Here is a 24,948-nt window from a genome sequence, read left to right on the forward strand (position 1 = left end):
ACATGGCGGCAATCGTGCGAATCGACGACGAGGTCATCGGCACCGACGACTTCATACGGGCACTCAAGCTGACGGGCCAGTTCGAAGCGCTCGTCGAGCAGCAGGTGCGCGACCGGCTGACGGTCATCGCCGCGAAGAGCCATGGCGTGCACGTATCGACGGAAGAGATCCAGGCTCGCGCCGATCAGTTCCGCCGCGTGCGCGGGCTCCATCGCGCGGCGGACATGAATCGGTTTCTCGATACGTTCGGCATCAGCCTCGACGAGTTCGAGGCGTTCGTGACCGACACTCTCTATCAAGAGAAGATGTTGGCGGAAGTCTGCAGCGACGAGGCCGTCGAGGCTTACTTCAAGCTGAATTCGCCGAAGTTCGACAGTGTGGAAGTGAGCCACATCGTGCTCGACAGCGAGGGGCAGGCGAAGGAAGTCATGTCGATCCTCGACGACGACCCGTCGAGTTTCGCCGAGATCGCGCGCGAGCATTCGATTGCCGATACGCGCGAGCGCGGCGGCGTGATCGGCAAGGTATTGCGAGGGTCGCTCAAGACCGAGATCGAAGCGAAGGTTTTCAATGCGCATGCCGGCGATCTGCTCGGCCCGTTCGCCGCCCCCGATGGTTCGTTCTACGAAATTTTCTCGGTGACGGCGAAGTATCCGGCCGTGCTCGATCACGACGTCGCCTCCGAGGTCCGGCGCGTGCTGCGCGAAGAGTGGCTCGCCGCGCGGGCGCAGGAACATGTCATCGAAGCGCGATAGGGCGGAACGGGGATAACTCATGGACACGCAGGCATCGGCATCGCCGCCGCTCGACGCGCAATCGCTGGCGCAATTCCTCTCGTCGGTGGAGCCGCTGTCGGTGTTTCCGCCCGATGCGCTCGACGAACTCGCCGCGCATGCCGTGTCGCGCGCCTACGCGTTCGGCGAAACGATCGCATGCCGAGGCGAGGCGGCCGACGGTCTTTTCATCGTCCGTTCGGGAACGGTGCGGCTTTTCACCGAGGAAAGCGGTAAGGAGACGAGTCTCGGCGTGCGCAAGGAGCGCGAAGTGTTCGCCGAGATCGCGATGCTGCGCGAGTATTGGCACGAGGCTTCGGTGCGCGCATCCTCGAAGGTCGAGCTGCTCTTCATCCCGCGCACCGCGATCGCACCGATCGTCGCCGCGAACGCGTCCGTTCAGTCGTTCGTGACGAGCTACGTCGCCATCAGCTCGGCGGGCGGCTTCGTTGCGCGCCTCTTCGATTTGCGCGGCAAGCTGACGCGGGCCGAGCTCGAGGAGTATGTATCGAGTGTGGGCGTCAAGCGCGTCGCGGCCGGCAAGGACATTCTGGTGCAAGGCTCGCGCGACGACATGCGGCTCTATGTCGTGCGCCAGGGCGAAGTGCGCCTTGCCCACCGCGCGAACGGCACCGACTACACGCTCGCCACGCTCGGCGCCGGGGCGATATTCGGCGAGCGCGCCTGCTTGCTCAGACAGGAGCAGCAGGCCACGGTGACGGCGACGGCCGATACGAGACTCATCGTCATTCCGGAGAAGACCGTCCACTTCATGCTGGGGCGCAATGCGAAGTTGCGCGAAGTGCTCGAGGAGCGGATCCGCTTTGTCGATCGTGAGCTCGAGCGGCAAAAGAAGGTTGCCGAGCGGACGAGGCGGGCCGATCGGCTCGACCTCGAATCGCGCGACGAGATCGGCGCGAAGCTCGTCAAGCGATTCGCGCTCGTCGAGCAAGCCGAGGAGATGGATTGCGGGGCAGCCTGTCTCGCGATGATCTGCCGCCATTACGGCATTCCGATGACGCTCGGCAAGCTGCGCGAGCTCGCCAACGTGACGACGCAGGGCGCGACGCTCGAGAGCCTTGCGCGCACGGCCGAATCACTTGGCTTGACCGCGCGCGGGATGCAGTGCACCTATGAGGCGATGCTCGGGTTCGACCTTCCGTTCATCGTGCATTGGGAAGGCTATCACTACATCGTCGTCTATGGCATGAGCAAGCGCTGGGTGCGCGTGGCCGATCCGGCGCTCGGTTTCAGAAAGCTCACCGTGGAGGAGTTCGAGCGAGGGTGGAGCGGCACTTGCCTCGTCTTCTCGGCTTCGGAAACGCTCGGCCAGCGCACGGTCGGCAGCTCGCCGTGGGTGCGTTTCGTCGGTTATCTGGCGCCCTACAAACGCATTCTGGCGCACCTTTTTCTCGCGACGTTCGTCATTCAGATGCTCGGCATCGTGCCGCCGCTCATCATCCAGAACATTCTCGACAGCGTCGTCGTTCATCAGAACGTGAGCCTGCTGAACCTGCTCATCGTCGGTCTCGTCATATCGAACCTCTTTACGCAGCTCATGACGACGATTCGCGCCTACCTCTCGAACTTCATGGTGCGAAGCCTCGATTTTTCGATGATGTCGCACTTTTTCAGACACACGATGTCGCTGCCGCTTGGATTCTTCGCCAAGCGAAAGACGGGAGACGTGTTCGCGCGCTTCCAGGAAAACCAGACGATCCGGGCCTTTCTGACGGAATCGACCGTCACGACGGTGTTGAACCTGCTCATGATCGTCATCTACTTCACGGTCATGTTTCTCTACAACGTGAAGCTGACGTTGCTGCTGATCGCCTTCGTGATACCGATCATGGGGCTTACCGCGTTCGCGACGCCGAGAACGAAGCGCTTCGCGCGCGAGGTGTTTTCGGCTTCCACGGAAGCGCGGTCGCTGCTGATGGAGACGTTGAGCGGTGTGGAGACCGTGAAGGGGATGGGAATCGAGCGTCCCGTCAGGCTCAAATGGGAGCGCAAGTACGCCAAGGCGCTCGATGTGCAATATCGCGCGCAGGCATTCCATGTGCTCATCGCCCTCGGCAGCCAACTGCTCAATGCCGCGACGACGATCGTCATTCTATGGATCGGTGCGCGGCTCGTACTCGCACAGGAGCTCAGCATCGGGCAATTGATCGCGTTCAACGCATTCATGGGGAGCGTGCTCGCGCCGCTGATGGGGCTCGTCGGGCTCTGGAGTCTCATGAACGATGCGGCTGTCGCGATGGAGCGCCTCGGGGACGTGCTCGACATCGAGCCGGAGCAAAAGCCGGCCGAGCTTGCCACGCGCGTCGTCTTGCCCGATCTGCGCGGCGAGATCAAGCTCGAAGGCGTCTATTTCCGCTACGGGGGCAACGAGACCCCGTACGTGCTGGAGAATGTGACTTTCGACGTGAAGCCCGGCGAAATGGTCGCGATCGTCGGCCGCAGCGGCTCCGGCAAGACGACGCTCGCCAAGCTGCTTGTCGGCTTTTATGCCCCGACGGAGGGCAGGATCGCCGTGGACGGCTATGACATGAGCGCCGTCGATCAGGGCAGCTACCGCGCGCAGATCGGCTATGTGATGCAGACGAATCTCGTCTTCTCGGGCTCGATCGCCGAGAACATCGCCTGCGGCGATCCGAGCCCGGATCGTCGCCGCATCGAGGAAGTGGCGAAGATGGCCGATGCCCATGCGTTCATCGCCAAGATGCCTCTTGGCTACGAACAGGTCGTCGGCGAGCGCGGCGTCGGACTCTCGGGCGGCCAGATTCAGCGGCTTTGCATTGCGCGCGCGCTCTATCACGATCCGCGTCTCATCGTCTTCGACGAGGCGACGTCCTCGCTCGACACGCAGTCCGAGAGCAACATCCTTGCGAACATGCACGAGATTCTCAAAGGACGCACGGCCATCATCATCGCGCACCGGTTGAGCACGATCATGCGCGCCGACAAGATACTCGTGCTCTACGACGGCGCCATCGTAGAGGAAGGGTCGCACGATGCGCTGATCCAGCGAAAGGGAATGTATTACCAACTGGTTCAGAAGCAGCTGAGCCATGCCGCCGTCGAATCGTCATGAAACTCTTCGATCCGCTCGGTACCGGAAGCTCGACCGTCTCTTACGCGGGGCTCATCGAGAAGATCGAGATATTGCGCTCGACGCTGCGCTGGGCGCCAAAGCTCGAGCGCGCCGACATCGAAAAGCTGCTCGGTCAGGCCAATACGTTGCGCGACGAAGTGATGCAGCTTTCGCGCAAGGAGCGTTTCGTCGCGGCGGCGGAGGTCGAGCCTCCTATGCCGGCCGACGCGGCCGCGGCGGCTGTTCCGACGGCGCGTATGCGCAGACAGGCGCTCATCGATCGCAGCTTCGTTTTTGAAGGGACCTTCGGCGACAATCCGAAGCTCCTCGCCGCGCTCGAGATCGCCGAAAAAGCCGCGCCGACGGATTTGCCCGTGCTGATCGACGGCGAGAGCGGCACCGGCAAGGAACTGATGGCGAAGGTCATCCATGCGAACGGCTCGCGTGCCGACAAGCCGTTCGTATCGGTCAATTGCGGCGCAATCCCCGAGAACCTGCTCGAGTCTGAGCTGTTCGGTCACAAGCGCGGCGCGTTCACGGGAGCGTCGTCGGATCGCAAGGGCAAATTCGAAAGCGCGCACCTGGGCACGATCTTTCTCGACGAGATCGGCGAACTGCCGCTCATCGGCCAGGTGAAGCTCTTGCGCGTGCTCGAAGCGCACGAGATCCAGCGCGTGGGCTCCGACGAGCGCATCGCCGTCGATACGCGCATCGTCGCGGCGACGAATCGCAATCTACGACGAATGAGCGAAGAGGGGCAGTTTCGCGAGGACCTGTTTTACCGGTTGAGCGTCATTCATTTGACGCTTCCGGCCCTGCGCGAGCGCCGCGACGAAATTCCGCTGCTCTTTTCGTACTTCGGCGACGAGGCGGCCGAGGCGCTCAAGCGCAGGCCGATCAAGATGACACCGAAGCTGCGGGAGTTCCTGCTCAACTACGCGTACCCGGGGAACATCCGCGAGTTGCGCAACCTCATCTATCGGCTGTCGTGCCTCGCCGGCGACGTGGCCGACATCGAGCATTTGCCCGAGGACATTCGGCCGCAGCCGGCAACGGCCGGCCGCCTCGGCGCCGAGCTCGCCAACGGGGTTGACGGTGCTGCGGCGATGCCGATTTCGCTGGCCGAGGCGAAGCGCGCGGCGAGCGACGAGGCCGAGCGCACGTTCCTCGAGCGAGGGCTGCAGGAGACGGGCGGCACGGTGGCCGAGCTCGCGCGTCGCTGCGAGATGAACCGCTCGCACCTGCAGATGCTGCTGAAAAAGCACGGCATTCACTCGAAGGACTTCCGGCATCGCGATGAGGCCGGGCGAGCGAAGGACGGCAAATAGCCGGGCCCTCCCGCTTGCGCGGGCAAGCTTGCATGCTCGCGCTTATCGCGCAATGGACGGATTGACGAGCGTCTTGTCCGTCGTGACCGGGTCTTCGGCGCGAACGACGATAGCCGAGACGTTGTCGCGCGCCCCCGCGCGCAACGCCAACTCGATCAGCGAGTGCGTCGCTTGTTCGCAATCGCCGCACGCAAGCACCTCGGCGATCTCGGCATCGCTGGCTTCGTTCGTCAACCCGTCGCTGCAGAGCAGAAACAGATCGCCGTCCCGTACGTCGACGACGGTTTCGTCGAGCTCGAGCTCGTCGGCCGCGCCGACCGCGCGCGTGATCAGGTGCTGGGCCGGATGATGGAGCGCTTCTTCGGCGCTCAGATAGCCCTGGCTCCTCATCTCTTCGACCGCGCTGTGGTCGCGCGTGAGCTGTGCCAGTCGCGCATCCCGGTAGAGATAGATGCGGCTGTCGCCGGCCCACAGCATCGCGCAGCGCCGCCCGCACGCGAGACAGACGGCGACCGTCGTGCCGATCGTGCGCACATGGCGCGACGCCGCTTCATGGCGAAGCCGGCGGTTTGCGACGTCGAGCGCATCGCGCGCCGCGTCGACATAGTCTTCGAGACTGTCGGGCGCGGACAGGCCCGCGAGCGCTTCGACGACCATCCGGCTTGCAACATCGCCGGCGGCGTGGCCGCCCATGCCGTCGGCGACGGCCCACAGCCCGCGCTCAGGCCTGTCGAGGCAGGCGTCCTCGTTGATCGCGCGCACGAGTCCGACGTCGGTTCGCGCGGCGGACGTCCAAATGAGTTCCGTTTCCATGGCTCGTGCCGCGCTCTTCTAACCGAGGCCGTTTTTCCCGTTTTGTCCGGCGACGACAGTGAGATTCGAGTTAGCACCCGTATTGTTCACGTTGAGAAGCTGGAACTGGTTGACGACCTGATCGGCATAGAACGTATTGTTCGTCTGATAGAGATTGACGACGGGCCCGACGCTCGGAACGGGCGGCGCGAACGGCTGGATCCACCCGAATATCCACGGTGCGCCGGCGCCGCGAATGAGCGACATCGATCGACGCGAGAGATCGCGCGTCAGCGGAAGGTCGGTGATCGTAATCGCGGCCATGATAGGACTCCTCAGTATTCGATCTCGTCGATCGCGATGCATGACCGATCGGCGATCGGCCCAGGCCGCCGTTGTAATGCAAGGGGTATGCCATCGCCGCTTAGCGTGCGGTACGCGCCGGGTCGCTGAGGCGCCTCTCTCCAGCGATGCCTTTTCCCGCGGGGCTTCGCGCAGCCTGCGTGTCCCGCGTCCATCGGCGCCCTCGGGCAGACGGCCCGCGCTGATCGCCATAAGCGTCGTTGCCTGGGCGACATTCAAAGCCCGAAGTCGGCGAAAAGCCGACAGTGCGTGTGCGCATCCGCCTTGGCGTGCGCGCGCGCAAAGTGATGCTTGGGGACCAACACAACCTCCGCCGATCAGTCGGGTGGACGCCGACATTTCGGACTCCATAACGATCTTCGTTAGTCGCAAAGCCTTGCCCGGCGGGGGGCTGCGCCATTGGCACAGCCCATGCAGAAGGTTTGGCAACGGCAAACCATTTATGAAAGAAGCGGTGTTGCCGCAGCCCACCCCCTTATGGCAAGACGAGTCGTCGAGGAGTCCGAAATGAATACGCAGCATGCATCGCTTCGCGAGCTCGTCGACAAATGGCTCGCTCCGAGCCTGGCCTCGCCGGGGCGTGTGACGCATTTCTCCCGCACGCCCGATCGCCTGCACAGGTACGTTCGCATCGAGGCCGCTCATGCCACCGGCACGCTCGCGATCTTCTTCTTTCGTCATGACGACGGCTCGTGGTGTGTGTTCCCGCCCGCCGTCACACGGCCGGCGATGTCGACGCGGCTCGAACGCCTTGCGGCTTGATCGGTCAGCGCAGCAGTGATGTAGTCGCGGCAAAAAGAAGCGTAGTCGTAGTCCGGACAGCGGACGCCGGCGTCGCAGTCACAGTCGGGCCGTGGCTGTCGAGCCCGGTCAGGGTTTGCTGCCGCGCCGCGAATCGCGCAGCCTGCCCTCGAGTCATCGCGCCGCCCGTGATGGCGGCCATCGCCTGCCGGTCCAGTTCGACGCTTTCGGGGAGATCGTTGATGACGAGTGTGGCCATGATTGCGCTCCGCACGGGTGAAGGCGCTGACGACCGTGGACGACGAGCGTGTGAAGCGAAGCCCGCGCGACGCGTTTCGTAGCGCTTCAATACGTCGTCTCAGTATAGGCGGTGCGGCGAGCGAAAACGCAGGGGCATCGAAAATCGAGTCGGGCAAGTGAGGCCGCGAAGCCTGACTTGCCCGATCGCGTGGAGTTCAGAGTCCGAACCCGGTGCTCGCGAACTGCGAAGGGCTGACGTCGAGCTTCAGCGGGCCGAAGCCGGCGCCGATGAAGCCGATGTTGTTGAGCGCATTGACGACGACGGCCTGGTTCTGATTGATGTGCTGGTCGACGCCGACGGCCACGTTGATGTTGGGGCTGCCCGGCACGAGCGGCGAGCCGGTGCCGCCGCTTACGCGCGACATGGCCTTGCGGTCGAGCGCGGCGCCGGGCGCCAGCTCATGAATGACGATGGACGACATGGCAATTCTCCTGGGGATGGATTCGAACGGATGCGGCCGACGAGACCCGCAGGCAAGAGAGCCTCGGCGGCTGGTGGCAAACGCGCTTAGAAATTGATCGTGTTCTTGGCGGTCTGCGACGGGTTCACCGTCGAGTGGATGCCAGACACGAACGCGGCGTCGTTGCCCGTGTTGTTGACGATGTTGTTCGATTGGCCGATGAGCTGTTGCGCGCTGAAGTTCGTCGTATCCGAAACGTGCACGGGCGAGTAGTACGGCAGCGGCAGGTAGTAGCCGAGCGTACCGCCGCGCACGGCGGACATGGCACGGTCGTCGAGTTCTTTGGCAACACCGAGGTCTTCGATCATGAGCGATTTCATGGCAGTTCTCCTGAAGGCAAGTAAAGATAAGGCTGGGTTTGGAATCGAGCTGCAATCTGTTGCGGGCTCGCGCCTACTACTGCAGGAGGTGTGCCAACGAGCGGTGTTCGACGTGAGTAATGCGCGCAAACCCCCGCGCGGCAAGGAGTTCCATAGGTTCGCGGTGAATCGTATGGCGACGCGCGGCAACGGGGCCCACGCCACATCGTCGCTGGCGCACCAACACGTTCGGGCGGCACTGTTGGGCGAGCTGCAACAGCGAGGCCGTGGACCCCGTCACGGCATGGGCGCCCCTGAAACCGGACGACGATCGGTGATCGAGGGTGAGCTTGCGCACGGATTGCGCAAGGTACGAGCGCAGACTAGTATCGATCGAGGGCGTCGTTTCGTGCGGTATGGCCTTGTCGGTACCGCACCGTGACCCCATCCGATTCGAAGCCTGAAGAGGCGCACGAATGACGAGCCTTGCGGAGCTAATCCAAATCTTTCAGAGCGGGGCGCTTTCGCACGACGCGTTCTTCGCGCAGATCGACCGGGCGCTCGCGACCGATCCGACCAATTGCACGCGGCTGCGCGAAGTGCTCGACGAGACGCAGACAAAGGATCCGCTGCCCGACGACGTCTACGCCGAAGTCGTCAAGCATATCGAACGATTCGCGGCAACCGAAGTCCAGTTCGGCGACGAGACGCGCGTGCAGGTCGCGCCGCCGCCCGTCGCGCGCGCCGCCGTACCGGCCAGCGCGGGCGAGACGAACGGCGCGAGCGACACGCTTGGCGCGCGAGGCGAGGGGCTCGCCGCCTCGGGCGAGCGCGTGAAGGGTATCGGCGATACCTTGAACGGACGCTTCGTTCTCGAAGAGTGTCTCGGCGTGGGCGGCATGGGGACGGTCTACAAAGCGCTCGATCTACGCAAGCTCGAAGCGGCCGACCGCAAGCCCTACATCGCTATCAAAGTGCTGAATGTCCAGTTCCGTGGGCAGCCGACGTCGCTGATCGCGTTGCAGCGCGAGGCGCGCAAGGCCCAAACGCTCGCGCACCGGAACATCGTGACCGTCCATGACTTCGATCGCGACGGTCCGGTCGTCTACATCACGATGGAGTATCTGTCGGGCAGTCCGCTCAGCCGGATGCTACGTGCGCCGGGCTTCGCCGGGCTGCCGTATGAGAAGGCGCTGCCGATCATCGCGGGCATGGGCAACGCGCTCGCCTATGCGCATGAGCGCGGCTTCGTCCACTGCGACTTCAAGCCGGCCAACGTGTTCCTGACCGACAGCGGCGAGGTGAAGGTCATCGATTTCGGCATCGCGCGCGCGTTGCGTCGTCCCGACGACGAAAGCGAGGCCACGGTCTTCGACCCGGCGACGCTTGGCGGGATCACGCCGGCCTACGCGAGCCCGGAAATGTTCGAGCATCGCGAGCCCGATCCACGCGACGATATCTATGCGCTCGGTTGCGTCACCTACGAGCTGCTGACGGGACGCCATCCGTTCAATCGCGTGTCGGCGTTGCAGGCCCGCGGCGAAAAGAGACAGCCGGAGCGACCGAAGGACTTGGGCAGCCGCCAATGGCGAACGCTGAAGGCGGCACTGTCGTTCGACAGGCAGACGCGCACGGCGAGCGTCGAGCAGTTTCTCGAAGGGATGGGCGCCAACGCCCCCGCTCGCCGAGCGCCCGTAGCGCAGGCGGTGCACGGGGCGCGCGCGGGCAGCGGCGCGGCGGTCCTCGCCAGGAAGCACTCGCGCACCGCACTCGCGGCCGGGGCCGGGTCATGTGTCGTCGCGATCGCTGTCGGCGCTGCCGTCTGGTATGGCTATCGTGGCGGGCAGACGGGCTCGGACACTGCCCGCGATCGGCAGCCGGTTTCCGATGTTGCCGCAGCCGGCGCATCCTCATCGGCATCGACCTCCTCCACCGGCATCGTGGTACCGCGCGCGGCGCCGTCGCCCGCGGATCTGCCGCGTGTCCTTGCCTCGTTGCCGTGTTCCGCGTTGAGCGCGTCGATGCAGGGAAGCTCGGTCTCCGTTCGCGGCTATGTCGGTGAGCACGACGGTCTCGCGCATCTGCGCAATGCGCTCGCGGGCATGACGGGAGCAGGCGTCGCCGATGCGAACCTCGACGTGCGTTCCGTCGGCGAGAACGAATGCGATGTCGTGAAGGCGTTCGCTCCATTCTGGGTATCGACGCATCAGGCAGCGAGCATCGCATCGGGCACGTCGATACGAACGAAGGCAAGGAACGGGCAGTTGACCGAGGGCAGCCCGCTCGTCCTCGACTTGACGACGCCTGGCTACGATACCTATGTCAGCGTCGATTATTACGTGCTGGACGGCAGCGTGGTCCATCTCGTGCCGAGCCGCCGCGAAAAGGACAACCAGGCGCCGCCGAATTACTCGGCGACGATCGGCGGCATGGGGGAATGGGTGATTGCGAAACCGCTCGGCAGCGAGATGATCGTGCTCGTCGCGACACCGGCGCCGCTGTTCGACACGTTACGCCCCGAGAGCGAGCCGCGCGCCGCTTATCTGGCGGCCGTCGACGCGCGATTGAAGGCGATCGCCGCGAAGTACGGGGAAGGACGGATCGCCGTGGACTTCGCGCCGATCACGACGCGGCCCGCGGGGCACTGATCGCATTGCCAGCATTGCCTGAAGTGACAGCGTCGATCGCATTGACCGCATCGACCGCATCGACCGCATCGACCGCATCGACCGCATCGACAAAACGAAGCCGCGCCGAGACGCTTTCAGCGAACGCATGCGCGCGCTTCGCGCCCGCTCAATCGCCCAACGCGGCGCGCGCACAAGCCTCGTCGGTCACGAGCCCCGAGAGCCATCCGCCCTTCAGCGCCGCAAGAACCGCGCGGTGCTTCCTCGCGCCGCCGGCAAAGCCGATCGTCGGCCGCTTCGGCGGAGCGTCGAGTTGCAGGCTCGTTACGCGCCGTCCCGTCGGCGATTCGACGCGCTTGCCTTCGTCGTCGATTGGCAGTCCTAACATTTCCGCCACGGCGCCGCGGCTCATCAGCTCGTCGACTTCCGCCGCCGTGATGAATCCATCGACGTGAAGCGGACACTTCGGACCGATATCGCCGATGCCGACGAATGCCACGTCGGCCTGCGCGGACAGCGTCTCGACGATCCGGTACAGCCGGTGATTGCACCACTGCGCCCGTTCGGCTTCGTTATCGGCGATGAGCGGCGCCGGCAGCAGGAAGTGCTTGCCGCCCGTCTTTTCGGAAATATGCAGCGCCACGTCGTAACGATTCGACGAGCCGTCCTGTGCGATCGCACCGACCATCGAAACGAGCCGGTGCTGCGGCCGGTCGATCAGCCCGAGCTGATCGACGGCCGCTTTCAGCGTGCGCCCGCTGCTGACCGCGACGACGATCGGATTTTCTTCGCTCAAGTACCGCTCCATCACCTGGGCGCCGGCGACAGCGAGCTTGCGATCGATCGCTTCGGGCATGTCGTCGTCGACCGGCACGACCTCGCACATCGACAGCCCGAAGCGCGTGCAAAGACGGTCGGCGAGCGTGAGGCAATCGGCCAGTCGATGCTCGATTCGCACGCGAATGAGATTCTTCTCGACGGCATAGGCCACGAGCCGTTGTGCGACGGGGCGCGAGACCTGGAGCTTCTCGGCGATCTCGTTTTGCGTGTTGCCGGCGACGTAATAGAGCCATGCTGCACGCGTCGCCAAGTCGAGTTTATCGTTGGATCTGGACACGGATGCGATGCCTGCGTCGTAAGGTAAGGAGTCCGAAACGGTTGCCGATCGCTGGAGCGAATTCAGGCGAGCCGCTTGCGCGACGGATCGAAAAGCGGCCGCACGTGTCGATAGAGCTCGCGGTAGGCGAGGAGGCGGGCGCGCAGCTCGTCATGGCGCCGCGGGTTCGGCGCGAACTCGGCCACGATGGGCGGCTTGGCGAGCACTACACCGGGATCGCCCCCGGCCGCGAGCCAGCCGAGACGAGCGGCACCGAGAGCCGCGCCCGTTTCGCCGCCGCCGTGCTGACGCGTTGGCGTGGCGAGCGCATCGGCGAGCAGTTGCGCCCAGTACGCGCTGCGCGCGCCGCCGCCGAGCAGCGACAGCGCATTCGGTGTCGTGCCGGCTGTCGCGAGCGCGTCGAGGCCGTCCGCGAGCGCCAGCGTGACGCCTTCGAGCACGGCATAGCCGAGGAGCGCGCGGTTCGTCGCGTGCGTCATGCCGAAGAAAACCCCCTCGGCGTACGGATCGTTATGCGGCGTCCGCTCTCCGGAGAGGTATGGCAGAAAGAGCGGGGCGTCGGCGAGCGACGCGGGCTCGAGCGCGGCGGCCTCGGCGACGAGCGTCGGCTCGTCGGTGCCGGTCAACGTGCACACCCAGCGCAGACAGCTCGCCGCCGATAGCACGACGCTCATCTGATGCCACCGGTCGGGAATCGCATGGCAGAACGCGTGCACGGCCGAGGCCGGATTCGGCAGGAAACGGTCGCCGACGACGCAAAGCACGCCCGAGGTGCCGAGCGAGACGAATCCGTCGCCAGGCTCGGTCGCGCCGATGCCGATCGCGCTCGTCGCGTTGTCGCCGCCGCCGGCCGCCACGACGATCTCGCCGGACAAGCCCCATTCGCGCGCGAGCTCGGGCCGCAAAACCCCCGAAGGTGCACTGCCTTCGGCAAGGCTCGGCATCTGCGAGCGGCGCATGCCGCAGGCATCGAGCAGCTCGTCGGACCAGTCGCGCCGCGCGACGTCGAGCCATAGCGTCCCGGCGGCGTCCGAGGGATCCGAGACTTTGCCGCCCGTCATCCGCAGTCGCAGATAGTCCTTCGGCAACAGCACGCAGGCCGTGCGGCGAAATAGGTCGGGCTCGTGACGGGCCACCCAGAGCAGCTTCGGCGCCGTGAAGCCCGGCATCGCCAGATTGCCGGCGATCTCGTGCAGACGCGATGCGCGCCGGGTCAGCTCCTCGCACTCGTCGGCGCTGCGCATGTCGTTCCAGAGAATCGCCGGGCGCAGGACGCGATCGGCGTCGTCGAGGAGGACCGCGCCATGCATCTGCCCCGAGAGGCCGATCGCGCGTACTTGCGCGAAGGCTTCGCCGTGCGCCTCCCGCAGCTTCGCGAGCGCAACGCACGTTCCCTCCCACCAGTCGGCCGGATTCTGTTCCGCCCAGCGCGGATGCGGGCGTGAAACGGTGAAGGGCGACCCGGCCGTGCCGAGCACCCGCCCGTCGGGCGCGAGCAACAAGACTTTCACTTCGGATGTGCCGAGGTCGATGCCGAGGTACATGGGAGGCAGTCCTTGAAGGGTTTCGCTTCCGTCAGCGCGGAAGCGCTACTTTATCCGCGGCCCGCCGTGCGCGGCAATGCGGGCGAGCCCGGTGAGCCGAGCGATGACAAAGCCGGCGCCGCTGAGCGGCCCAGGCGCGGGCCGGCCGATGGGAGTGAGCGTCGCTGAGGTCAAGCCCGCGAGACCAGCCATGCATCGACGCGTGCGAGCGCCGAGCGCAGCGTCTCGACAAGCCGAGGGCTGCCTGCCATGCCGCCCCAGAGCAGCCGCGATCCGCAGAAGGCGGCGAGCGGGTCCGCCGCCGAGAAGAAGGCGCGCGCCGTCGCCTCGTCCATTACGCCGTCCTGATACGTGTAGGGCAGGGTACCTTCGCGCCAGCGATCGAGAAAGCGGAAGAAGAGAGCGGGCAGTACCGCCGTCGCATTCGGCTCGGCATTGCGCGCGAATGATTCGGCGAGCGTGGGCGCGATGAACCCGGGGATCTTCGAAAAGCCATCCGCGGCGACGCGTTGATTCGTATCTTGGATATAGGGGTTGCTGAACCGGTCGAGCACGACATCGCGGTAACGAGCGAGGTCGAGCGGGCTCGGCGTGAGACACGGAATGACATCCTGCGTGACGTATTCGTGCGCGAAGCGGCGGATGTCGGCGTCAGCCGTGCCTTCGTGGATATAAGAAAGGCCCACGAGCGTGCCGGCCCAGGCAATGCAGCTATGGCTAGCGTTCAGAATGCGGATTTTCGCTTCCTCGTAGGGCAGCACCGAAGCGACGAGCTCAGCCCCCGCGCGCTCCCAGGCCGGGCGGCCTGCGCGGAAGCGATCCTCGATGACCCACTGGATGAACGCCTCGCCCATGACGGGGCAGGCATCGTCGATGCCCGTCGCCGCTTTCACGCGCTCGCGCACGTCGGGTGTCGGGCGCGGTGTGATGCGGTCGACCATCGAGTTCGGGCAAGCCGTGTTTTCCTGGAACCAGGTGGCGAGCTCGGCTTGCCCGCGCGCCGCGAGGAAAGCGCGCATGCCCGCTTCGAATCGCTCGCCGTTGCTGCGCAAATTGTCGCAGCTTTGCAGCGTGAGCGCGCCGCCATTGCGCGCGCGACGCGCGTCGAGGATGGCGGCGAGCGCGCCGTAGATCGTCGTGCGTCCGCCGGCCAGGTCGGCCGCGAGGTCAGGATTGGAGGTATCGAGCCGATCGTGCTCGTCGAGGTAATAGCCGCCCTCGGTCACGGTGAACGAGATGATCTTGCAGGCCGGGTTTGCGCCGGCTTCGATCAACCCCTTGAGTGTCGGGGACCACGGCACGACGCGCCTGATCGAGCGGATCGTCTCGTAGGCGCGCTCGCCTTGCGGCGTGACGGTCTCGAGCGTATAGACGCCGTTTTGCGCGGCCAGGGCGTCGAGCACGGCGTTCATGTCGCCGCGGATGTTGCCGACCGTCAGCGACCAGGTGGCATCGCCGGACGCGGCTGCCGAGGACGCATTGAGACGGTGGAGATACCACGCTTGGTGGGCGCGGTGAAACGATCCCGCCCCGATGTGCAGAATCACGTTCGAAGCGCTGACGGGCGCATTGTCCATCGCTTGTCTCCCGATTGAGATCGGCTGGCGCGTCTGGGCCGCAACGGGCGGGCGGGGTACGACGCTCGAACCGATCTTTTGTTCTGTCGATGAGCGAATGATCGGTTCGTGGTCGGCGAAAGTCAAGGCGCGATGCGGGAAGATCGGGATGCCGTCAAAGGCAGAATGACTTTCCGCGAGGCAGGGCGGTCCTCCATTATGTAGCTTTGCTTCACGGTGCATGCGGATTGAGCCGGTTTATCGAATGACGCCGGGCGTGTAGCGTATGGGTCACTCAACCGTCAGGAGCACAGTCATGGATACGCCCACCCAACGCGCGCAAACCCATTACGGCGGAGCGGGCTTGATCGCGAAGGTGCAAGCCGCGCTTGCCGCCTTCGGTCCCGAGGAAACCGTGCTGACGGTTCCACAACTGGCCATGCTCGACCAGTTCCATACGCGCGGCATGCTCGCCACGGGCGAGCTCGCCGAGGCGATGGGGCTCGAAGCCGGCATGGCGGTGCTCGACCTCGGTTGCGGGATCGGCGGGCCAGCGCGCTATTTGGCCGCGAACTATGGCGTCCACGTCACGGGCGTCGACCTCAGCCCATCTTTCGTCGACACCGCTCGCTATCTGAGCCAGCGCTGCGCGCTTGGCGACAGCACGACGTTCCTTGCCGGAAATGCGACGGAGCCGCCGGTCGCGGATGGCAGCATCGACCGCGTGTTCCTGCAGCATGTCGCCATGAACATCGCCGACCGGGCAGCGCTCTATCGCGCGATCCGTCGTGTACTGAAGCCGGCAGGACGGTTCGCGACTTACGACATCGTCGCGAAGGACGGCGCCCCGCATTTTCCGGTGCCGTGGGCGACCACGCCCGAAAACAGCCACTTGCGGACCGAGGCCGAAACGCGCGATGCGTTGACCGCCGCGGGATTCACGATCGATCTCTGGCGCGACGATACGGAGGTGGCGACGCAATGGTTCGCGAAAATGGTGGCAGGCGGACCGCCCGCCGGCCCCAGCCTCGCGCTGGTGCTTGGAGCGGACTTTCCGACGATGATGGCCAACCTCGCTCGCAGTTTGCGCGAAGGGCGGATCGGTGTGTTGACGGCGATCGCGAGCTGCCGGTAGCGGCGAGCGGGTCCCTCGGCTATTCCGATACCGACGATTTGCCTTTTATTTTGGACGTGTTCAGTGCCACGGCGGCGCGAATGAGGTTTTTGAACGCCTCTTCGTCGATTTCCTCGCCCTCGCGGAAGTCGATGGCGCGCCGCGTGTTCCCCTCGAGGCTGGAGTTGAAGAGCCCGGAAGGATCGCTTAAAGCCGCCCCTTTGGCGAAAGTCGTCTTCACGACGCTCTTGTAAGTCTCGCCGGTGCAGATTAAACCGTCGTGCGACCACACCGGCACGCCCCTCCACTTCCACTCCTCGACGACTTCGGGATCGGCTTCCTTGATGAGCGCGCGCAGGCAACTGAGCGTCTCGCCCCGCCAGTCGCCGAGCTCTTCGATTCTCGCGTCGATGAGCTGCGACGCGGACATGTCTTCTTGCGATCCAATCTTCGTCATGGTTTTGATCCTCGAGCGGAGAGCAGGGAAGTCTCTGCCGAGTGTACTCTCTGGTACATCCAATAATCGTCTTACTCGGGTTGGCAATCGCTTGCAACGATCGGCTACCGGCGCGCGAGCAGACTCGCGCAGTAGACGAGCGCCGCCAGCGCGGTGATCCAGAAGCTCGTCGGCCAATCGGTGTAGAAGGCGAGCGTCACGCCGAGCCACGCCTGCGCGAGCGCGAAGAGCGCTGCAAGCGGGATGCCGCGTGAGAGCCGCATCGTGACGTTCTGCGCCGCGGCCGCGGGACCGACCATCAATGTGAACACGAGCAGCACGCCGACGATTTGCGTGCAGGCCGCGACGGCGAGCGCCGCGATTGCGAGAAACAACATCGACACGAAGCGCAGCGAGACGCCTTTCGCTTCCGCGAGCTCCGGCTGCAATGTCGCGAAGAGCAGCGGGCGCATGATGGCGCCGAGTGCGATCAGGCTTGCGGCGCCGATGCAAGCAAGAATGACGAGCGTCTCCACAGTGACGCCAAGCACGTTGCCGAAGAGGAGCGACGTCACTTGCGTGGCATAAGCCGTGAAGAAATGCAGGAACAACAGGCCGCAGCCGAGCGAGAGCGAAAGCACGACGCCGATCGCCACGTCGCGGCCCGCGAGCCGCTCGCCGAGCGCGCCCATCGACAACCCGGCCGCAAGCGTGAAGCCGATCATGCCCCAGAGCGGCGAGATGCCGACGAGCACGGCACCCGTCGCGCCCGTGAAGCCGACGTGCGAGAGTGCATGCCCCGCGAACGTCTGCCCCCGCATGACGAGAAAGTAGCCGACGATCCCCGCGAGGACGGCGACGATGCCCGACGCCGCGAACGCGTTGACCATGAAGTCATATTCAAACATCGTGCGTATGTCCGTGCGTATGTCCGTGCGTATGTCCGTGCGTGCCGCCGTGCTGATGGCCGCGACCCTGCTCGTGCGGCCCATCGTCTTCGTGCTCGTGATCGTGCTTTTCGATTTCGACATCGCCCGACATGACGAAGATGCGCCCGTTCACCCGCATGACATCGATCGTCGACCCATATAGACGCGAAAGGACGGGCCGCGTGATGACCTCGTCGACGGTACCGAGCGCGGCCGCGCCGTTGCCGAGATAGAGGACGCGATCGAGCGCGTTGAGCAGCGGGTTGAGCTCGTGAGCCGAGAACAGGACCGCGATGCCGAGCTCACGCTGCACGCGGCGCACGAGCTCGACGACGCCACGCTGATGATGCGGATCGAGGCTGATGAGCGGCTCGTCGAGCAGCAAGAGGCGCGGCTTGCCGAGCAGACACTGCGCGATCAGCAGCCGTTGGCGCTCGCCGCCCGAGAGTTCGGAGAGCGGACGTGCCGCAAGCGCCTGCCCGTCGACGAGGTCGAGCACACGCTCGACGTCGGCGCGCGTCGCGGCATCCGCGCGCGGCAGGCCCCAGCGATGGCCATCTGCCGCCATCGCGACGAATTCGCGCCCGCGCAGGCGTCGGCCCGCGAGCGCACTGCGCGTTTGCGGCATGTAACCGATCGCCACGTTGCCGCGCGCAACCGCCTGCCCCGCGACGCGGATCGCGCCGCTCGCGATGGGGACGAGGCCGAGCACGGCGCGCATCAGCGTTGTCTTGCCCGCGCCGTTCGGCCCGAGCACGCCGATAAACTCGCCCTCGTCGATCGCGAAGCTCGCTTCGTTCAGGATGGTCCGGCCGCCCAGCATGAGCGTCGCCCGGTCGAACTCGAGCGCGTAACGTTGCGATGGGTTGGCGTGGGTCGTCATCATGGCGTGCCTACTGCTGTCCTCCCAGTGCGGCCGAGAGCTCGTCGAGCTGCGAGAGCATCCATTGCTGGAAAGTCGTGCGCGCCGGCTGCGTCTCGGTCACGCTCACGGTCGGCACATGCGATTGATGGGCAAGCTTCAACATTCGCTTGGTAATCGCTTCGATCGCCTGGCTGTTGTAGATGAGCGCATGCACTTGCTTAGTCTTCAGGTCATTCTCGAAGGCGGCGACGTCGGATGCGCTCGGCTCAGTGTCGTTCATGATCGCAAGCTGAAATCGGTCATTGCGCATCGCGAGGCCGATGGCGTCGGACATGTAGCCGAATACAGGCTCGGTCGCGGTAACGGGCGTGCCGTGGAATCGGGACTTGAGCTCGGCCACCTTGTCGTCGATCGGCTTCAACGACTCGAGAAACTTCGTCAGATTCGCTTCATAGGCGGCCTTGTTCGCCGGATCCTTGTCATCGAGCGCTTTGGCCACCGCGCGCGCGACGGCGGGCATTGTTCGTGGGTCGTACCAGAGATGCGGGTTGTCGCCGCTCTTCTTGCCGACGAGAGCGGCGGCAACGATCGTCGTACGTTTGGCGCTCTTCGATGCGGCGAGGAGCTTATCCATCCACGGATCGTAGGCGGCGCCGTTGTAGACGACGAGGTCCGCGTGCTGCAATGCGCGCGCCGTCTTCGGGCTCGCTTCGAAGAGGTGCGGATCCTGATCGGGGTTGCTTAGAATGCTCGTGACCTCGACGTGCTTGCCGCCGAGCTGGCTGACAACGTCGCCATAAAAATTTTCGGCTGCGACGACATTGATCGTCTTCGCAGCTTGCGCGAGTGCCGGTTCGCTCAACGATAACGCCGCAAGGACTGCCACCGCGAGTAGGGGCAGCCGGCGCACACACTCGGCGGCCCGTCGGAATTTCAAAGCTGCGTTCACGAGTTTTCCTTGGTATTGATCTTCTTTGTCTTGCATTCGCCGCAGAGCCCTGAGAGCTCGACGACTTGCTTATGCACTTCGAAACCGTGCGCGGGTGCGCTCGCCGAAAGCCGCTCCGCGAGCTCTTCGCCCGGAATTTCCACCGTATCGCCGCAGCGCTCGCAGATGAGGAACTGGCTCTGATGCGGCTTGCCGACCTCGCAGCACGCGACGAATGCGTTGCGCGATTCGATCTTGTGGACGAAGCCGTGCTCGACGAGAAAGTCGAGCGCACGGTAGACGGTGGTCGGCGGTACGCGGCCGCGCTCGGGCTCGAGCGCCGCAAGGAGGTCGTAGGCGCCGATCGGCCGGGCCGCGACGACAACGAGCGCGTAGACCTGCCGGCGCAGCGGCGTCAGCGCCAGGCCGTGCTCGGCCGCGAACGCGTCGGCGCGGGCGAGCTGTTCGGAGACGGAGTGGACGGCGGCGGCTGACATGGCATCGTTCTCGTTCGGGCAACAACCGAGATGATATAACATATCACCGCAAGCTGCGACCGGGGAGTGCGGCTATGCCGCCAAGGTCTAAAGCACCGTACGGACATGCCAAAGCTCGGGGAACAGCACGACGTCGAGCATCTTGCGCAGATAGGGTGCGCCGCTGGTGCCTCCCGTGCCTTGCTTGAAACCGATGATCCGCTCGACGGTCGTCACATGGCGAAAGCGCCACTGGCGGAAGGCGTCTTCGAGATCGACGAGCTCCTCGGCCATCTCGTAGAGCTCCCAGTGCTTCGACGGATCGCGATAAACCTCGAGCCATGCCGCTTCGACCGTCGCGTCGTGGACGGTCGGTTGCGTCCAATCGCGCTCGAGCCGCGCGGGATCGATCGCGAATCCGCGCCGCGCCAGCAGGCGCACGACTTCGTCATAGAACGACGGCGCCTCGAGCGCGGCGCGCACGAGCGCCAACACATCGGGACGATGCTCATGCGGCTTGAGCATCTGGACGTTCTTGTTGCCGAGCAGGAATTCGATCTGGCGGTACTGATACGACTGAAACCCCGACGAGGCTCCCAGATAGGGCCGCATGGCCGTGTACTCCGACGGCGTGAGCGTGGCGAGCACGTTCCACGCCTGGACGAGCTGCTCGAGAATGCGCGAGACGCGCGCCAGCATCTTGAAGGCGGGCGGCAATGCATCGCGCTTCACGCAATCGAGCGCGGCACGCAGCTCGTAGAGTCCGAGCTTCATCCAGAGCTCGCTCGTCTGATGCTGGACGATGAACAGCATCTCGTTGTGATCGGGCGAGAGCGGGTGTTGCGCCGAGAGAATGCGATCGAGTGAAAGATAGTCGCCATAGCTCATCGATTTCGAGAAGTCGAGCTGTGCGCCGTGCCAGCCGTTCGTCGATTGCGATTGATTCGAGGCGTCGGGCAGATCGGGCAACGCCATGTGATCATTCATTTCGGTGTCCTCAACATGTTCCGGTCAGTGCCGCTCATGGAGCGGCCTTCCCCTTCATGACATCATTTGCCGATCGATCTCAGGTGACTGAATGGCGTGCGGCGAATTCGGGCGCGCGCCAGCTTTCGTTCGCGAGAATATCGCGCAGCGTTTCCACCGCGTCCCAGACATCGACGAACCGCGTATAGAGCGGCGTGAAGCCGAAGCGCAGGACATGCGGCTCGCGATAGTCGCCGATCACGCCGCGCGCAATCAGTGCTTGCATGACCTGATACCCGTGCGGGTGCGCGAAACTCACGTGCGAGCCGCGTTGGGCGTGAGCGCGCGGTGTCACGAGCGTCAGCGCATGGCCGGCGCAGCGCGATTCCACGAGCTCGATGAAGCGATCGGTCAGCGCAAGCGATTTGTGCCGCACGGCCTCGATGTCCGTCTCGAGAAAGACGTCGAGCCCGGCTTCGACGAGCGCCATCGAGACGATCGGCTGAGTGCCGCAAAGAAACCGCCCGATGCCTTGGTCGGGTGCATAAACGGCATCCATCGCGAACGGCGCGCGATGTCCCCACCAGCCCGAGAGCGGCTGCGAGATCGCGTCCTGGTGGTGCTTGGCGACCCACGCGAAGGCCGGGGCGCCCGGCCCGCCGTTCAGATACTTGTAGGTACAGCCGACGGCGAAGTCGGCGCCCGCGCCGCGCAGATCGACAGGGACGGCGCCCGCCGAGTGCGCGAGGTCCCAAAGCGCAAGCGCGCCCGCTCGATGGGCGATCTTCGTCAGCGCCGTCATGTCGTGCATGTAGCCCGTGCGGTAGTTGACGTGCGTGAGCATCACGACGGCCGTTTGATCGTCGATCGCCTCGGGCAGCTCGGCGGGGTCGTCGACGAGGCGTAGCACGTGCCCTCGATCGAGCTGATCGATGAGCCCTTGCGCGATATAGAGATCGGTCGGAAAGTTGGCGCGCTCGGAGACGATCACCCGGCGCTTGCCGTCGCGTGCCGCGGCAAGCCTCAGCGCGGCCGAAAGCAGCTTGAAGACGTTGATCGAAATGGTATCGGTCACGACGATCTCGCCCGCACCGGCACCAACGAGCGGTGCGAGCTTGTCGCCGAGCCGCCGCGGCAGCGCATACCATCCGGCCGCGTTCCAGCTGCGAATGAGCCCGTCGGCCCATTCCTCGCCGATGACGGCCTGGGCGCGCGCGGCGGCGGCGAGCGGCGGCACGCCGAGCGAATTGCCGTCGAGATAGATCACTTGCGGGTTCAGTGCAAACCGGCTGCGCAGGTGGGCAAGAGGATCGTCGCGGTCGAGCGCGAGTGCTTCTTCACGGGTTTTCATGGCGAGAACGAGAGAACGAAAGAGTATTCAGTTGGCGTTGTTCGATACGACCGAGGGCAATCCGCTTGGCGAAGCGATAGGACGGACACTCGAGTCAACGGCGCCCGGACGGCAGCGAACGCAGCACGGCACGCACGGGGCTCGCGTCGAGCGTCGCGAACTTGAGCGGCAGCGCGATCAATTCATAATCGCCGGCCGCGACGGCATCGAGCACGAGTCCTTCCAGTATCGCCATGCCATGAGCGCGCACACGGCGGTGCGCGTCCATTGTTTTGGACTCCTGAGGATCGAGCGACGGCGTGTCGATGCCGGTGAGTGTCACGCCGCGCTCGGCCAGCAGGTCGATCGTCTCCGGCGCGACCGCGCAAAAGTCACTGTCCCAGTGACCGAGCGGCGCTTCCGCATAGGTGCGCAGCAAGACGCGCGGCGGCAGCGGGCCGTCGAGATGCGCCGCAAGATGCTCCGGGCGGACTCGTGGCGCGGCGCCGATGCAATGAATCACGCGGCAGGCGCCGAGATACCGATCGAGCGGCACGGCACCAATCGCGGCGCCGTCAGCGTCGTAGTGCAGTGGGGCGTCCGCATGGGCGCCTGTGTGCGGCGAAAGCGTGAGCCGCGCCACGTTGACGGGCGAACCGGCTTCCATTTTCCACACGCGTTCTATGTGCACGGCCGTGTCGCCCGGCCAGACTGGCGTCGAGCAATCGATGGCCGGCGAGATGTCCCAGAGCGTCTCCATACCCTATCCGCGTAGTCGATCTAGCGATGATAGGCGCCTCTTCGCGCAATGTGCTTGCGATATCGGCGAGCAAAGTGACGCGTCTTAGAACATAATTCGAGATGCGACAGAAAAAGGGGCCAAAAATGACTGCGATCTCGCTCGACGCAACCGATTGCCGGATCCTGAGCGTGCTGCAGAACGAAGGGCGCATCAGCAACCTGGACCTGGCCGAACGCATTTCCCTTTCGCCGTCCGCGTGCCTGCGCCGGCTGCGGCTGCTCGAGGAGCAGGGCGTGATCGAGCGCTATCGCGCGTGTCTGAACCGCGAGGCGCTCGGCTTCGAGCTGGAGGCGTTCGTGCAGGTATCGATGCGTAACGACCAAGCCAACTGGCATGAGCGCTTTGCGGAGGCGGTGCGCGAGTGGCCCGAGGTCGTGGGCGCGTTCGTCGTGACAGGTGAAACGCATTACCTGCTGCACGTGCTGGCGCAAAGCCTCAAGCACTACTCGGATTTCGTGCTGACCAAGCTCTACAAGGCGCCCGGCGTCATGGACATCCGCTCGAACATCGTCTTGCAGACGCTCAAGGAAGATTCTGGCGTACCCGTGATCGTTCGAGAGGCGCAGCGGTAGGACGCTAACGCGGGGCGGCGCGCTCGGCCGCATCCGCGCCAATGCGTCCACAACAGCGCGCGAGACGAGGGTCGGGCCGTTGCATCTCGTCTTGTCTGGTCTCTTCTTGGCGGCGCCCAGCCCCTCACAGCGGCTTCAAACCGTGAAAGCCGCCGCCGTGAAAAACGAGCGGCGCCATCTCGGCGGCGTCGGGGTGCAAGCCGCAACGCTCGACTTCTCCCACGAAGATGACGTGGTCGCCTTCTTCGTAGCGGCTGCGGTTGTGGCATTCGAACCAGGCGAGCGCGCCGTCGAGAACGGGCATGCCGCTATCGCCGGCCGCGTGCGAGACGCCCGCGAAACGATCGCCCTTGACGGTTGCGAAGCGTTGGCAGAGTTCGAATTGCGAATCCGACAGCACATTGACGACGTAATGACTATTGGTCCGGAAGACCGGCATCGAAGCCGATTTCGTCGCGAGGCTCCAGAGCACGAGCGGCGGATCGAGCGAGACCGAGTTGAACGAGCTCGCGGTAATGCCGATCAGTTGTCCGGACGATGAGCGCGTCGTGATGACGGTCACGCCGGTCGCGAATTGAGCGAGTGCACGACGGAACGAAGTCGAATCGAAGTTCGGGGGGCTGGCGCGTTTCATCAGGCGCACGCTCCGTGTTTTCTTTGCCGGCTGGGGAGGGTCGGCGGTCGCGGCGTCTTGGGCGGCAGCAAATGAGAAACCATGGCATGAATGGACAGATAACCGAGATTTTAATGGAATCCGGACGTTCCGCCCGCGACCCGCGTGGGCGAGAGGGCATCACGAGCGGTTGCGCCGGCGGCGGCGCCGGCTCCAGCGGCCGTCCGCAATCAAGCGAGGGAAAGGCCCCGTGGCGTCCTCGAACTGCACGGTTGCGGTCGCGGGCACGAAAAACGCACTAAGCTGTGTGGGCGGCGAGATTCGCCGCCGCATCGACCGTTCCCTGAAAATCGAAGGAGCAGCAGCCATGTCTGAGGCAAGCGAAACCGCCACGCTGGGCGGCGGATGTTTCTGGTGTCTCGAGGCGGTCTATCTCGATGTCGACGGCGTGAAGTCCGTCGAGTCGGGCTATGCGGGCGGCACTGTCGAGCGGCCCACTTACGAGCAGGTTTGCGATGGCGATACGGGCCATGCCGAAGTCGTCAAAGTCGAGTTCGATCCGGTCAAAATCAGCTATCGCGAAATTCTGCAGATCTTTTTCTCCATTCATGATCCGACCCAGCTCAACCGGCAGGGCAACGATGTCGGCACGCAGTATCGCTCGGTCATCTTCACTCACTCGGACGCGCAGCGCGAAACCGCCGCGGAATTGATTCGCGAGCTCACGCGTGAAGCCCTCTTCGATCGGCCCATCGTCACGCAAATCGAGCCGCTCGACGGCAATTACTGGCCGGCCGAAGCCTATCATCAGAATTATTTTGCTCAGCATCCGGACCAGGGATATTGCACGTTCGTCGTTGCGCCCAAGGTCGCAAAGTTCCGCGCCAAATTCGCCGCCTGGATGCGCCCCGGCGCTTAGCGA

The 24,948-nt window shown here is 64.8% G+C and carries 26 protein-coding genes; 9 read left to right on the forward strand and 17 right to left on the reverse strand.

Annotated elements, in window-relative coordinates; genetic code table 11:
- The first annotated feature begins 2 nt into the window (after positions 1-2).
- From AB4Y31_RS12515 to AB4Y31_RS12525, 3 genes are read left to right on the forward strand one after another with little or no spacing between them, the layout of a single operon-like run.
- Positions 3-755: a peptidylprolyl isomerase gene (locus tag AB4Y31_RS12515; protein ID WP_368674178.1), complete on the forward strand. Its 753-nt coding sequence runs from the start codon at positions 3-5 to the stop codon at positions 753-755.
- A gap of 19 nt (positions 756-774) precedes the next feature.
- Positions 775-3,867, forward strand: coding sequence for a peptidase domain-containing ABC transporter (locus AB4Y31_RS12520; protein WP_368674179.1), 3,093 nt, complete (start codon positions 775-777; stop codon positions 3,865-3,867).
- A complete protein-coding gene (locus AB4Y31_RS12525; protein WP_368674180.1) occupies positions 3,864-5,195 on the forward strand; it encodes a sigma-54 interaction domain-containing protein in 1,332 nt (443 codons plus the stop codon). The genes AB4Y31_RS12520 and AB4Y31_RS12525 overlap by 4 nt, the downstream gene beginning before the upstream one ends.
- Before the next feature lie 42 nt (positions 5,196-5,237).
- Here AB4Y31_RS12525 and AB4Y31_RS12530 read toward each other — a convergent pair whose 3' ends face one another.
- Entirely contained in the window at positions 5,238-6,008 is a 771-nt protein-coding gene (locus AB4Y31_RS12530; RefSeq protein ID WP_368674181.1) for a PP2C family serine/threonine-protein phosphatase, read from the reverse strand.
- Positions 6,009-6,026: 18 nt separating this feature from the next.
- A complete protein-coding gene (locus AB4Y31_RS12535) occupies positions 6,027-6,311 on the reverse strand; it encodes a hypothetical protein (RefSeq protein ID WP_368674182.1) in 285 nt (94 codons plus the stop codon).
- A 546-nt stretch (positions 6,312-6,857) separates the two neighbouring features.
- On the opposite strand from AB4Y31_RS12535, the gene AB4Y31_RS12540 reads away from it, so the two are divergent.
- Complete coding sequence (locus tag AB4Y31_RS12540; RefSeq protein ID WP_026229687.1) at positions 6,858-7,112, forward strand: hypothetical protein; 255 nt, start codon at positions 6,858-6,860, stop codon at positions 7,110-7,112.
- A 4-nt stretch (positions 7,113-7,116) separates the two neighbouring features.
- Here AB4Y31_RS12540 and AB4Y31_RS12545 read toward each other — a convergent pair whose 3' ends face one another.
- The 3 genes from AB4Y31_RS12545 to AB4Y31_RS12555 form a co-directional block, all read right to left on the reverse strand.
- The gene (locus AB4Y31_RS12545) at positions 7,117-7,350 is read right to left on the reverse strand and encodes a hypothetical protein (protein WP_368674183.1); all 234 of its coding nucleotides are present in this window, start codon (positions 7,348-7,350) and stop codon (positions 7,117-7,119) included.
- Between the two features lie 196 nt (positions 7,351-7,546).
- Positions 7,547-7,813: a hypothetical protein gene (locus AB4Y31_RS12550; RefSeq protein WP_107154112.1), complete on the reverse strand. Its 267-nt coding sequence runs from the start codon at positions 7,811-7,813 to the stop codon at positions 7,547-7,549.
- Positions 7,814-7,899: 86 nt separating this feature from the next.
- Complete coding sequence (locus tag AB4Y31_RS12555; RefSeq protein ID WP_026229686.1) at positions 7,900-8,172, reverse strand: hypothetical protein; 273 nt, start codon at positions 8,170-8,172, stop codon at positions 7,900-7,902.
- On the opposite strand from AB4Y31_RS12555, the gene AB4Y31_RS12560 reads away from it, so the two are divergent.
- Positions 8,159-8,593 (forward strand): hypothetical protein, encoded by a 435-nt coding sequence (locus AB4Y31_RS12560; protein WP_368674184.1) that lies wholly within the window; start codon positions 8,159-8,161, stop codon positions 8,591-8,593. The genes AB4Y31_RS12555 and AB4Y31_RS12560 overlap by 14 nt on opposite strands.
- Positions 8,594-8,627: 34 nt before the next feature.
- Positions 8,628-10,799, forward strand: coding sequence for a protein kinase (locus AB4Y31_RS12565; RefSeq protein WP_368674185.1), 2,172 nt, complete (start codon positions 8,628-8,630; stop codon positions 10,797-10,799).
- A gap of 148 nt (positions 10,800-10,947) precedes the next feature.
- Here AB4Y31_RS12565 and AB4Y31_RS12570 read toward each other — a convergent pair whose 3' ends face one another.
- From AB4Y31_RS12570 to dalD, 3 genes are all read right to left on the reverse strand, one after another.
- A complete protein-coding gene (locus tag AB4Y31_RS12570; RefSeq protein WP_368674186.1) occupies positions 10,948-11,895 on the reverse strand; it encodes a sugar-binding transcriptional regulator in 948 nt (315 codons plus the stop codon).
- A gap of 62 nt (positions 11,896-11,957) precedes the next feature.
- Positions 11,958-13,439, reverse strand: coding sequence for a xylulokinase (gene xylB / locus AB4Y31_RS12575; RefSeq protein ID WP_368674187.1), 1,482 nt, complete (start codon positions 13,437-13,439; stop codon positions 11,958-11,960).
- A 170-nt stretch (positions 13,440-13,609) separates the two neighbouring features.
- Positions 13,610-15,016, reverse strand: coding sequence for a D-arabinitol 4-dehydrogenase (gene dalD / locus AB4Y31_RS12580; RefSeq protein ID WP_368674188.1), 1,407 nt, complete (start codon positions 15,014-15,016; stop codon positions 13,610-13,612).
- Between the two features lie 295 nt (positions 15,017-15,311).
- Between dalD and AB4Y31_RS12585 the strand changes: the two genes are divergently transcribed.
- The gene (locus AB4Y31_RS12585; RefSeq protein ID WP_368674189.1) at positions 15,312-16,130 is read left to right on the forward strand and encodes a cyclopropane-fatty-acyl-phospholipid synthase family protein; all 819 of its coding nucleotides are present in this window, start codon (positions 15,312-15,314) and stop codon (positions 16,128-16,130) included.
- A gap of 19 nt (positions 16,131-16,149) precedes the next feature.
- Here AB4Y31_RS12585 and AB4Y31_RS12590 read toward each other — a convergent pair whose 3' ends face one another.
- From AB4Y31_RS12590 to kynB, 8 genes are all read right to left on the reverse strand, one after another.
- Positions 16,150-16,566, reverse strand: a complete 417-nt coding sequence (locus AB4Y31_RS12590; protein WP_368674190.1) for a DUF1801 domain-containing protein — start codon at positions 16,564-16,566, stop codon at positions 16,150-16,152.
- Between the two features lie 104 nt (positions 16,567-16,670).
- Positions 16,671-17,453, reverse strand: a complete 783-nt coding sequence (locus AB4Y31_RS12595; protein ID WP_368674191.1) for a metal ABC transporter permease — start codon at positions 17,451-17,453, stop codon at positions 16,671-16,673.
- Positions 17,446-18,360 carry an ABC transporter ATP-binding protein gene (locus AB4Y31_RS12600; protein ID WP_368674192.1) on the reverse strand — a complete coding sequence of 305 codons (915 nt, stop codon included), beginning with the start codon at positions 18,358-18,360 and terminating at the stop codon, positions 17,446-17,448. The genes AB4Y31_RS12595 and AB4Y31_RS12600 overlap by 8 nt, the downstream gene beginning before the upstream one ends.
- Positions 18,361-18,367: 7 nt before the next feature.
- A complete protein-coding gene (locus AB4Y31_RS12605; RefSeq protein WP_368674502.1) occupies positions 18,368-19,249 on the reverse strand; it encodes a metal ABC transporter solute-binding protein in 882 nt (293 codons plus the stop codon).
- Between the two features lie 35 nt (positions 19,250-19,284).
- Positions 19,285-19,764, reverse strand: a complete 480-nt coding sequence (locus AB4Y31_RS12610) for a Fur family transcriptional regulator (protein ID WP_020566191.1) — start codon at positions 19,762-19,764, stop codon at positions 19,285-19,287.
- 87 nt (positions 19,765-19,851) lie between these two features.
- Complete coding sequence (kynA, locus tag AB4Y31_RS12615) at positions 19,852-20,730, reverse strand: tryptophan 2,3-dioxygenase (RefSeq protein WP_368674193.1); 879 nt, start codon at positions 20,728-20,730, stop codon at positions 19,852-19,854.
- Positions 20,731-20,809: 79 nt separating this feature from the next.
- Positions 20,810-22,060, reverse strand: a complete 1,251-nt coding sequence (kynU, locus tag AB4Y31_RS12620; protein WP_368674194.1) for a kynureninase — start codon at positions 22,058-22,060, stop codon at positions 20,810-20,812.
- A 94-nt stretch (positions 22,061-22,154) separates the two neighbouring features.
- Complete coding sequence (gene kynB, locus AB4Y31_RS12625) at positions 22,155-22,799, reverse strand: arylformamidase (protein ID WP_368674195.1); 645 nt, start codon at positions 22,797-22,799, stop codon at positions 22,155-22,157.
- Between the two features lie 125 nt (positions 22,800-22,924).
- Between kynB and AB4Y31_RS12630 the strand changes: the two genes are divergently transcribed.
- The gene (locus AB4Y31_RS12630) at positions 22,925-23,413 is read left to right on the forward strand and encodes an Lrp/AsnC family transcriptional regulator (RefSeq protein ID WP_368674196.1); all 489 of its coding nucleotides are present in this window, start codon (positions 22,925-22,927) and stop codon (positions 23,411-23,413) included.
- A 124-nt stretch (positions 23,414-23,537) separates the two neighbouring features.
- Here the strand turns inward: AB4Y31_RS12630 and AB4Y31_RS12635 are convergent, their stop codons facing one another.
- On the reverse strand, positions 23,538-24,047 hold the full coding sequence (locus tag AB4Y31_RS12635) for a flavin reductase family protein (protein ID WP_368674197.1): 510 nt from the start codon (positions 24,045-24,047) through the stop codon (positions 23,538-23,540).
- A gap of 346 nt (positions 24,048-24,393) precedes the next feature.
- On the opposite strand from AB4Y31_RS12635, the gene msrA reads away from it, so the two are divergent.
- Entirely contained in the window at positions 24,394-24,945 is a 552-nt protein-coding gene (msrA, locus tag AB4Y31_RS12640) for a peptide-methionine (S)-S-oxide reductase MsrA (RefSeq protein WP_018440790.1), read from the forward strand.
- Positions 24,946-24,948: the final 3 nt, after the last annotated feature.

The organism is Trinickia sp. EG282A (assembly GCF_040965455.1).
In the GTDB taxonomy this organism is placed as follows: Bacteria; Pseudomonadota; Gammaproteobacteria; order Burkholderiales; family Burkholderiaceae; genus Trinickia; species Trinickia symbiotica.

What these genes read in the sequence shown, in the direction of transcription:
- AB4Y31_RS12515 (WP_368674178.1), top strand. Translation starts at nt 3, where the DNA reads ATGGCGGCAATCGTGCGAATCGACGACGAGGTCATCGGCACCGACGAC.
- AB4Y31_RS12520 (WP_368674179.1), top strand. Translation starts at nt 775, where the DNA reads ATGGACACGCAGGCATCGGCATCGCCGCCGCTCGACGCGCAATCGCTG.
- AB4Y31_RS12525 (WP_368674180.1), top strand. Translation starts at nt 3,864, where the DNA reads ATGAAACTCTTCGATCCGCTCGGTACCGGAAGCTCGACCGTCTCTTAC.
- AB4Y31_RS12530 (WP_368674181.1), bottom strand. Translation starts at nt 6,008, where the DNA reads ATGGAAACGGAACTCATTTGGACGTCCGCCGCGCGAACCGACGTCGGA.
- AB4Y31_RS12535 (WP_368674182.1), bottom strand. Translation starts at nt 6,311, where the DNA reads ATGGCCGCGATTACGATCACCGACCTTCCGCTGACGCGCGATCTCTCG.
- AB4Y31_RS12540 (WP_026229687.1), top strand. Translation starts at nt 6,858, where the DNA reads ATGAATACGCAGCATGCATCGCTTCGCGAGCTCGTCGACAAATGGCTC.
- AB4Y31_RS12545 (WP_368674183.1), bottom strand. Translation starts at nt 7,350, where the DNA reads ATGGCCACACTCGTCATCAACGATCTCCCCGAAAGCGTCGAACTGGAC.
- AB4Y31_RS12550 (WP_107154112.1), bottom strand. Translation starts at nt 7,813, where the DNA reads ATGTCGTCCATCGTCATTCATGAGCTGGCGCCCGGCGCCGCGCTCGAC.
- AB4Y31_RS12560 (WP_368674184.1), top strand. Translation starts at nt 8,159, where the DNA reads ATGAGCGATTTCATGGCAGTTCTCCTGAAGGCAAGTAAAGATAAGGCT.
- AB4Y31_RS12555 (WP_026229686.1), bottom strand. Translation starts at nt 8,172, where the DNA reads ATGAAATCGCTCATGATCGAAGACCTCGGTGTTGCCAAAGAACTCGAC.
- AB4Y31_RS12565 (WP_368674185.1), top strand. Translation starts at nt 8,628, where the DNA reads ATGACGAGCCTTGCGGAGCTAATCCAAATCTTTCAGAGCGGGGCGCTT.
- xylB (WP_368674187.1), bottom strand. Translation starts at nt 13,439, where the DNA reads ATGTACCTCGGCATCGACCTCGGCACATCCGAAGTGAAAGTCTTGTTG.
- dalD (WP_368674188.1), bottom strand. Translation starts at nt 15,016, where the DNA reads ATGGACAATGCGCCCGTCAGCGCTTCGAACGTGATTCTGCACATCGGG.
- AB4Y31_RS12585 (WP_368674189.1), top strand. Translation starts at nt 15,312, where the DNA reads ATGGATACGCCCACCCAACGCGCGCAAACCCATTACGGCGGAGCGGGC.
- AB4Y31_RS12590 (WP_368674190.1), bottom strand. Translation starts at nt 16,566, where the DNA reads ATGACGAAGATTGGATCGCAAGAAGACATGTCCGCGTCGCAGCTCATC.
- AB4Y31_RS12595 (WP_368674191.1), bottom strand. Translation starts at nt 17,453, where the DNA reads ATGTTTGAATATGACTTCATGGTCAACGCGTTCGCGGCGTCGGGCATC.
- AB4Y31_RS12600 (WP_368674192.1), bottom strand. Translation starts at nt 18,360, where the DNA reads ATGATGACGACCCACGCCAACCCATCGCAACGTTACGCGCTCGAGTTC.
- AB4Y31_RS12610 (WP_020566191.1), bottom strand. Translation starts at nt 19,764, where the DNA reads ATGTCAGCCGCCGCCGTCCACTCCGTCTCCGAACAGCTCGCCCGCGCC.
- kynA (WP_368674193.1), bottom strand. Translation starts at nt 20,730, where the DNA reads ATGAATGATCACATGGCGTTGCCCGATCTGCCCGACGCCTCGAATCAA.
- kynU (WP_368674194.1), bottom strand. Translation starts at nt 22,060, where the DNA reads ATGAAAACCCGTGAAGAAGCACTCGCGCTCGACCGCGACGATCCTCTT.
- kynB (WP_368674195.1), bottom strand. Translation starts at nt 22,799, where the DNA reads ATGGAGACGCTCTGGGACATCTCGCCGGCCATCGATTGCTCGACGCCA.
- AB4Y31_RS12630 (WP_368674196.1), top strand. Translation starts at nt 22,925, where the DNA reads ATGACTGCGATCTCGCTCGACGCAACCGATTGCCGGATCCTGAGCGTG.
- AB4Y31_RS12635 (WP_368674197.1), bottom strand. Translation starts at nt 24,047, where the DNA reads ATGAAACGCGCCAGCCCCCCGAACTTCGATTCGACTTCGTTCCGTCGT.
- msrA (WP_018440790.1), top strand. Translation starts at nt 24,394, where the DNA reads ATGTCTGAGGCAAGCGAAACCGCCACGCTGGGCGGCGGATGTTTCTGG.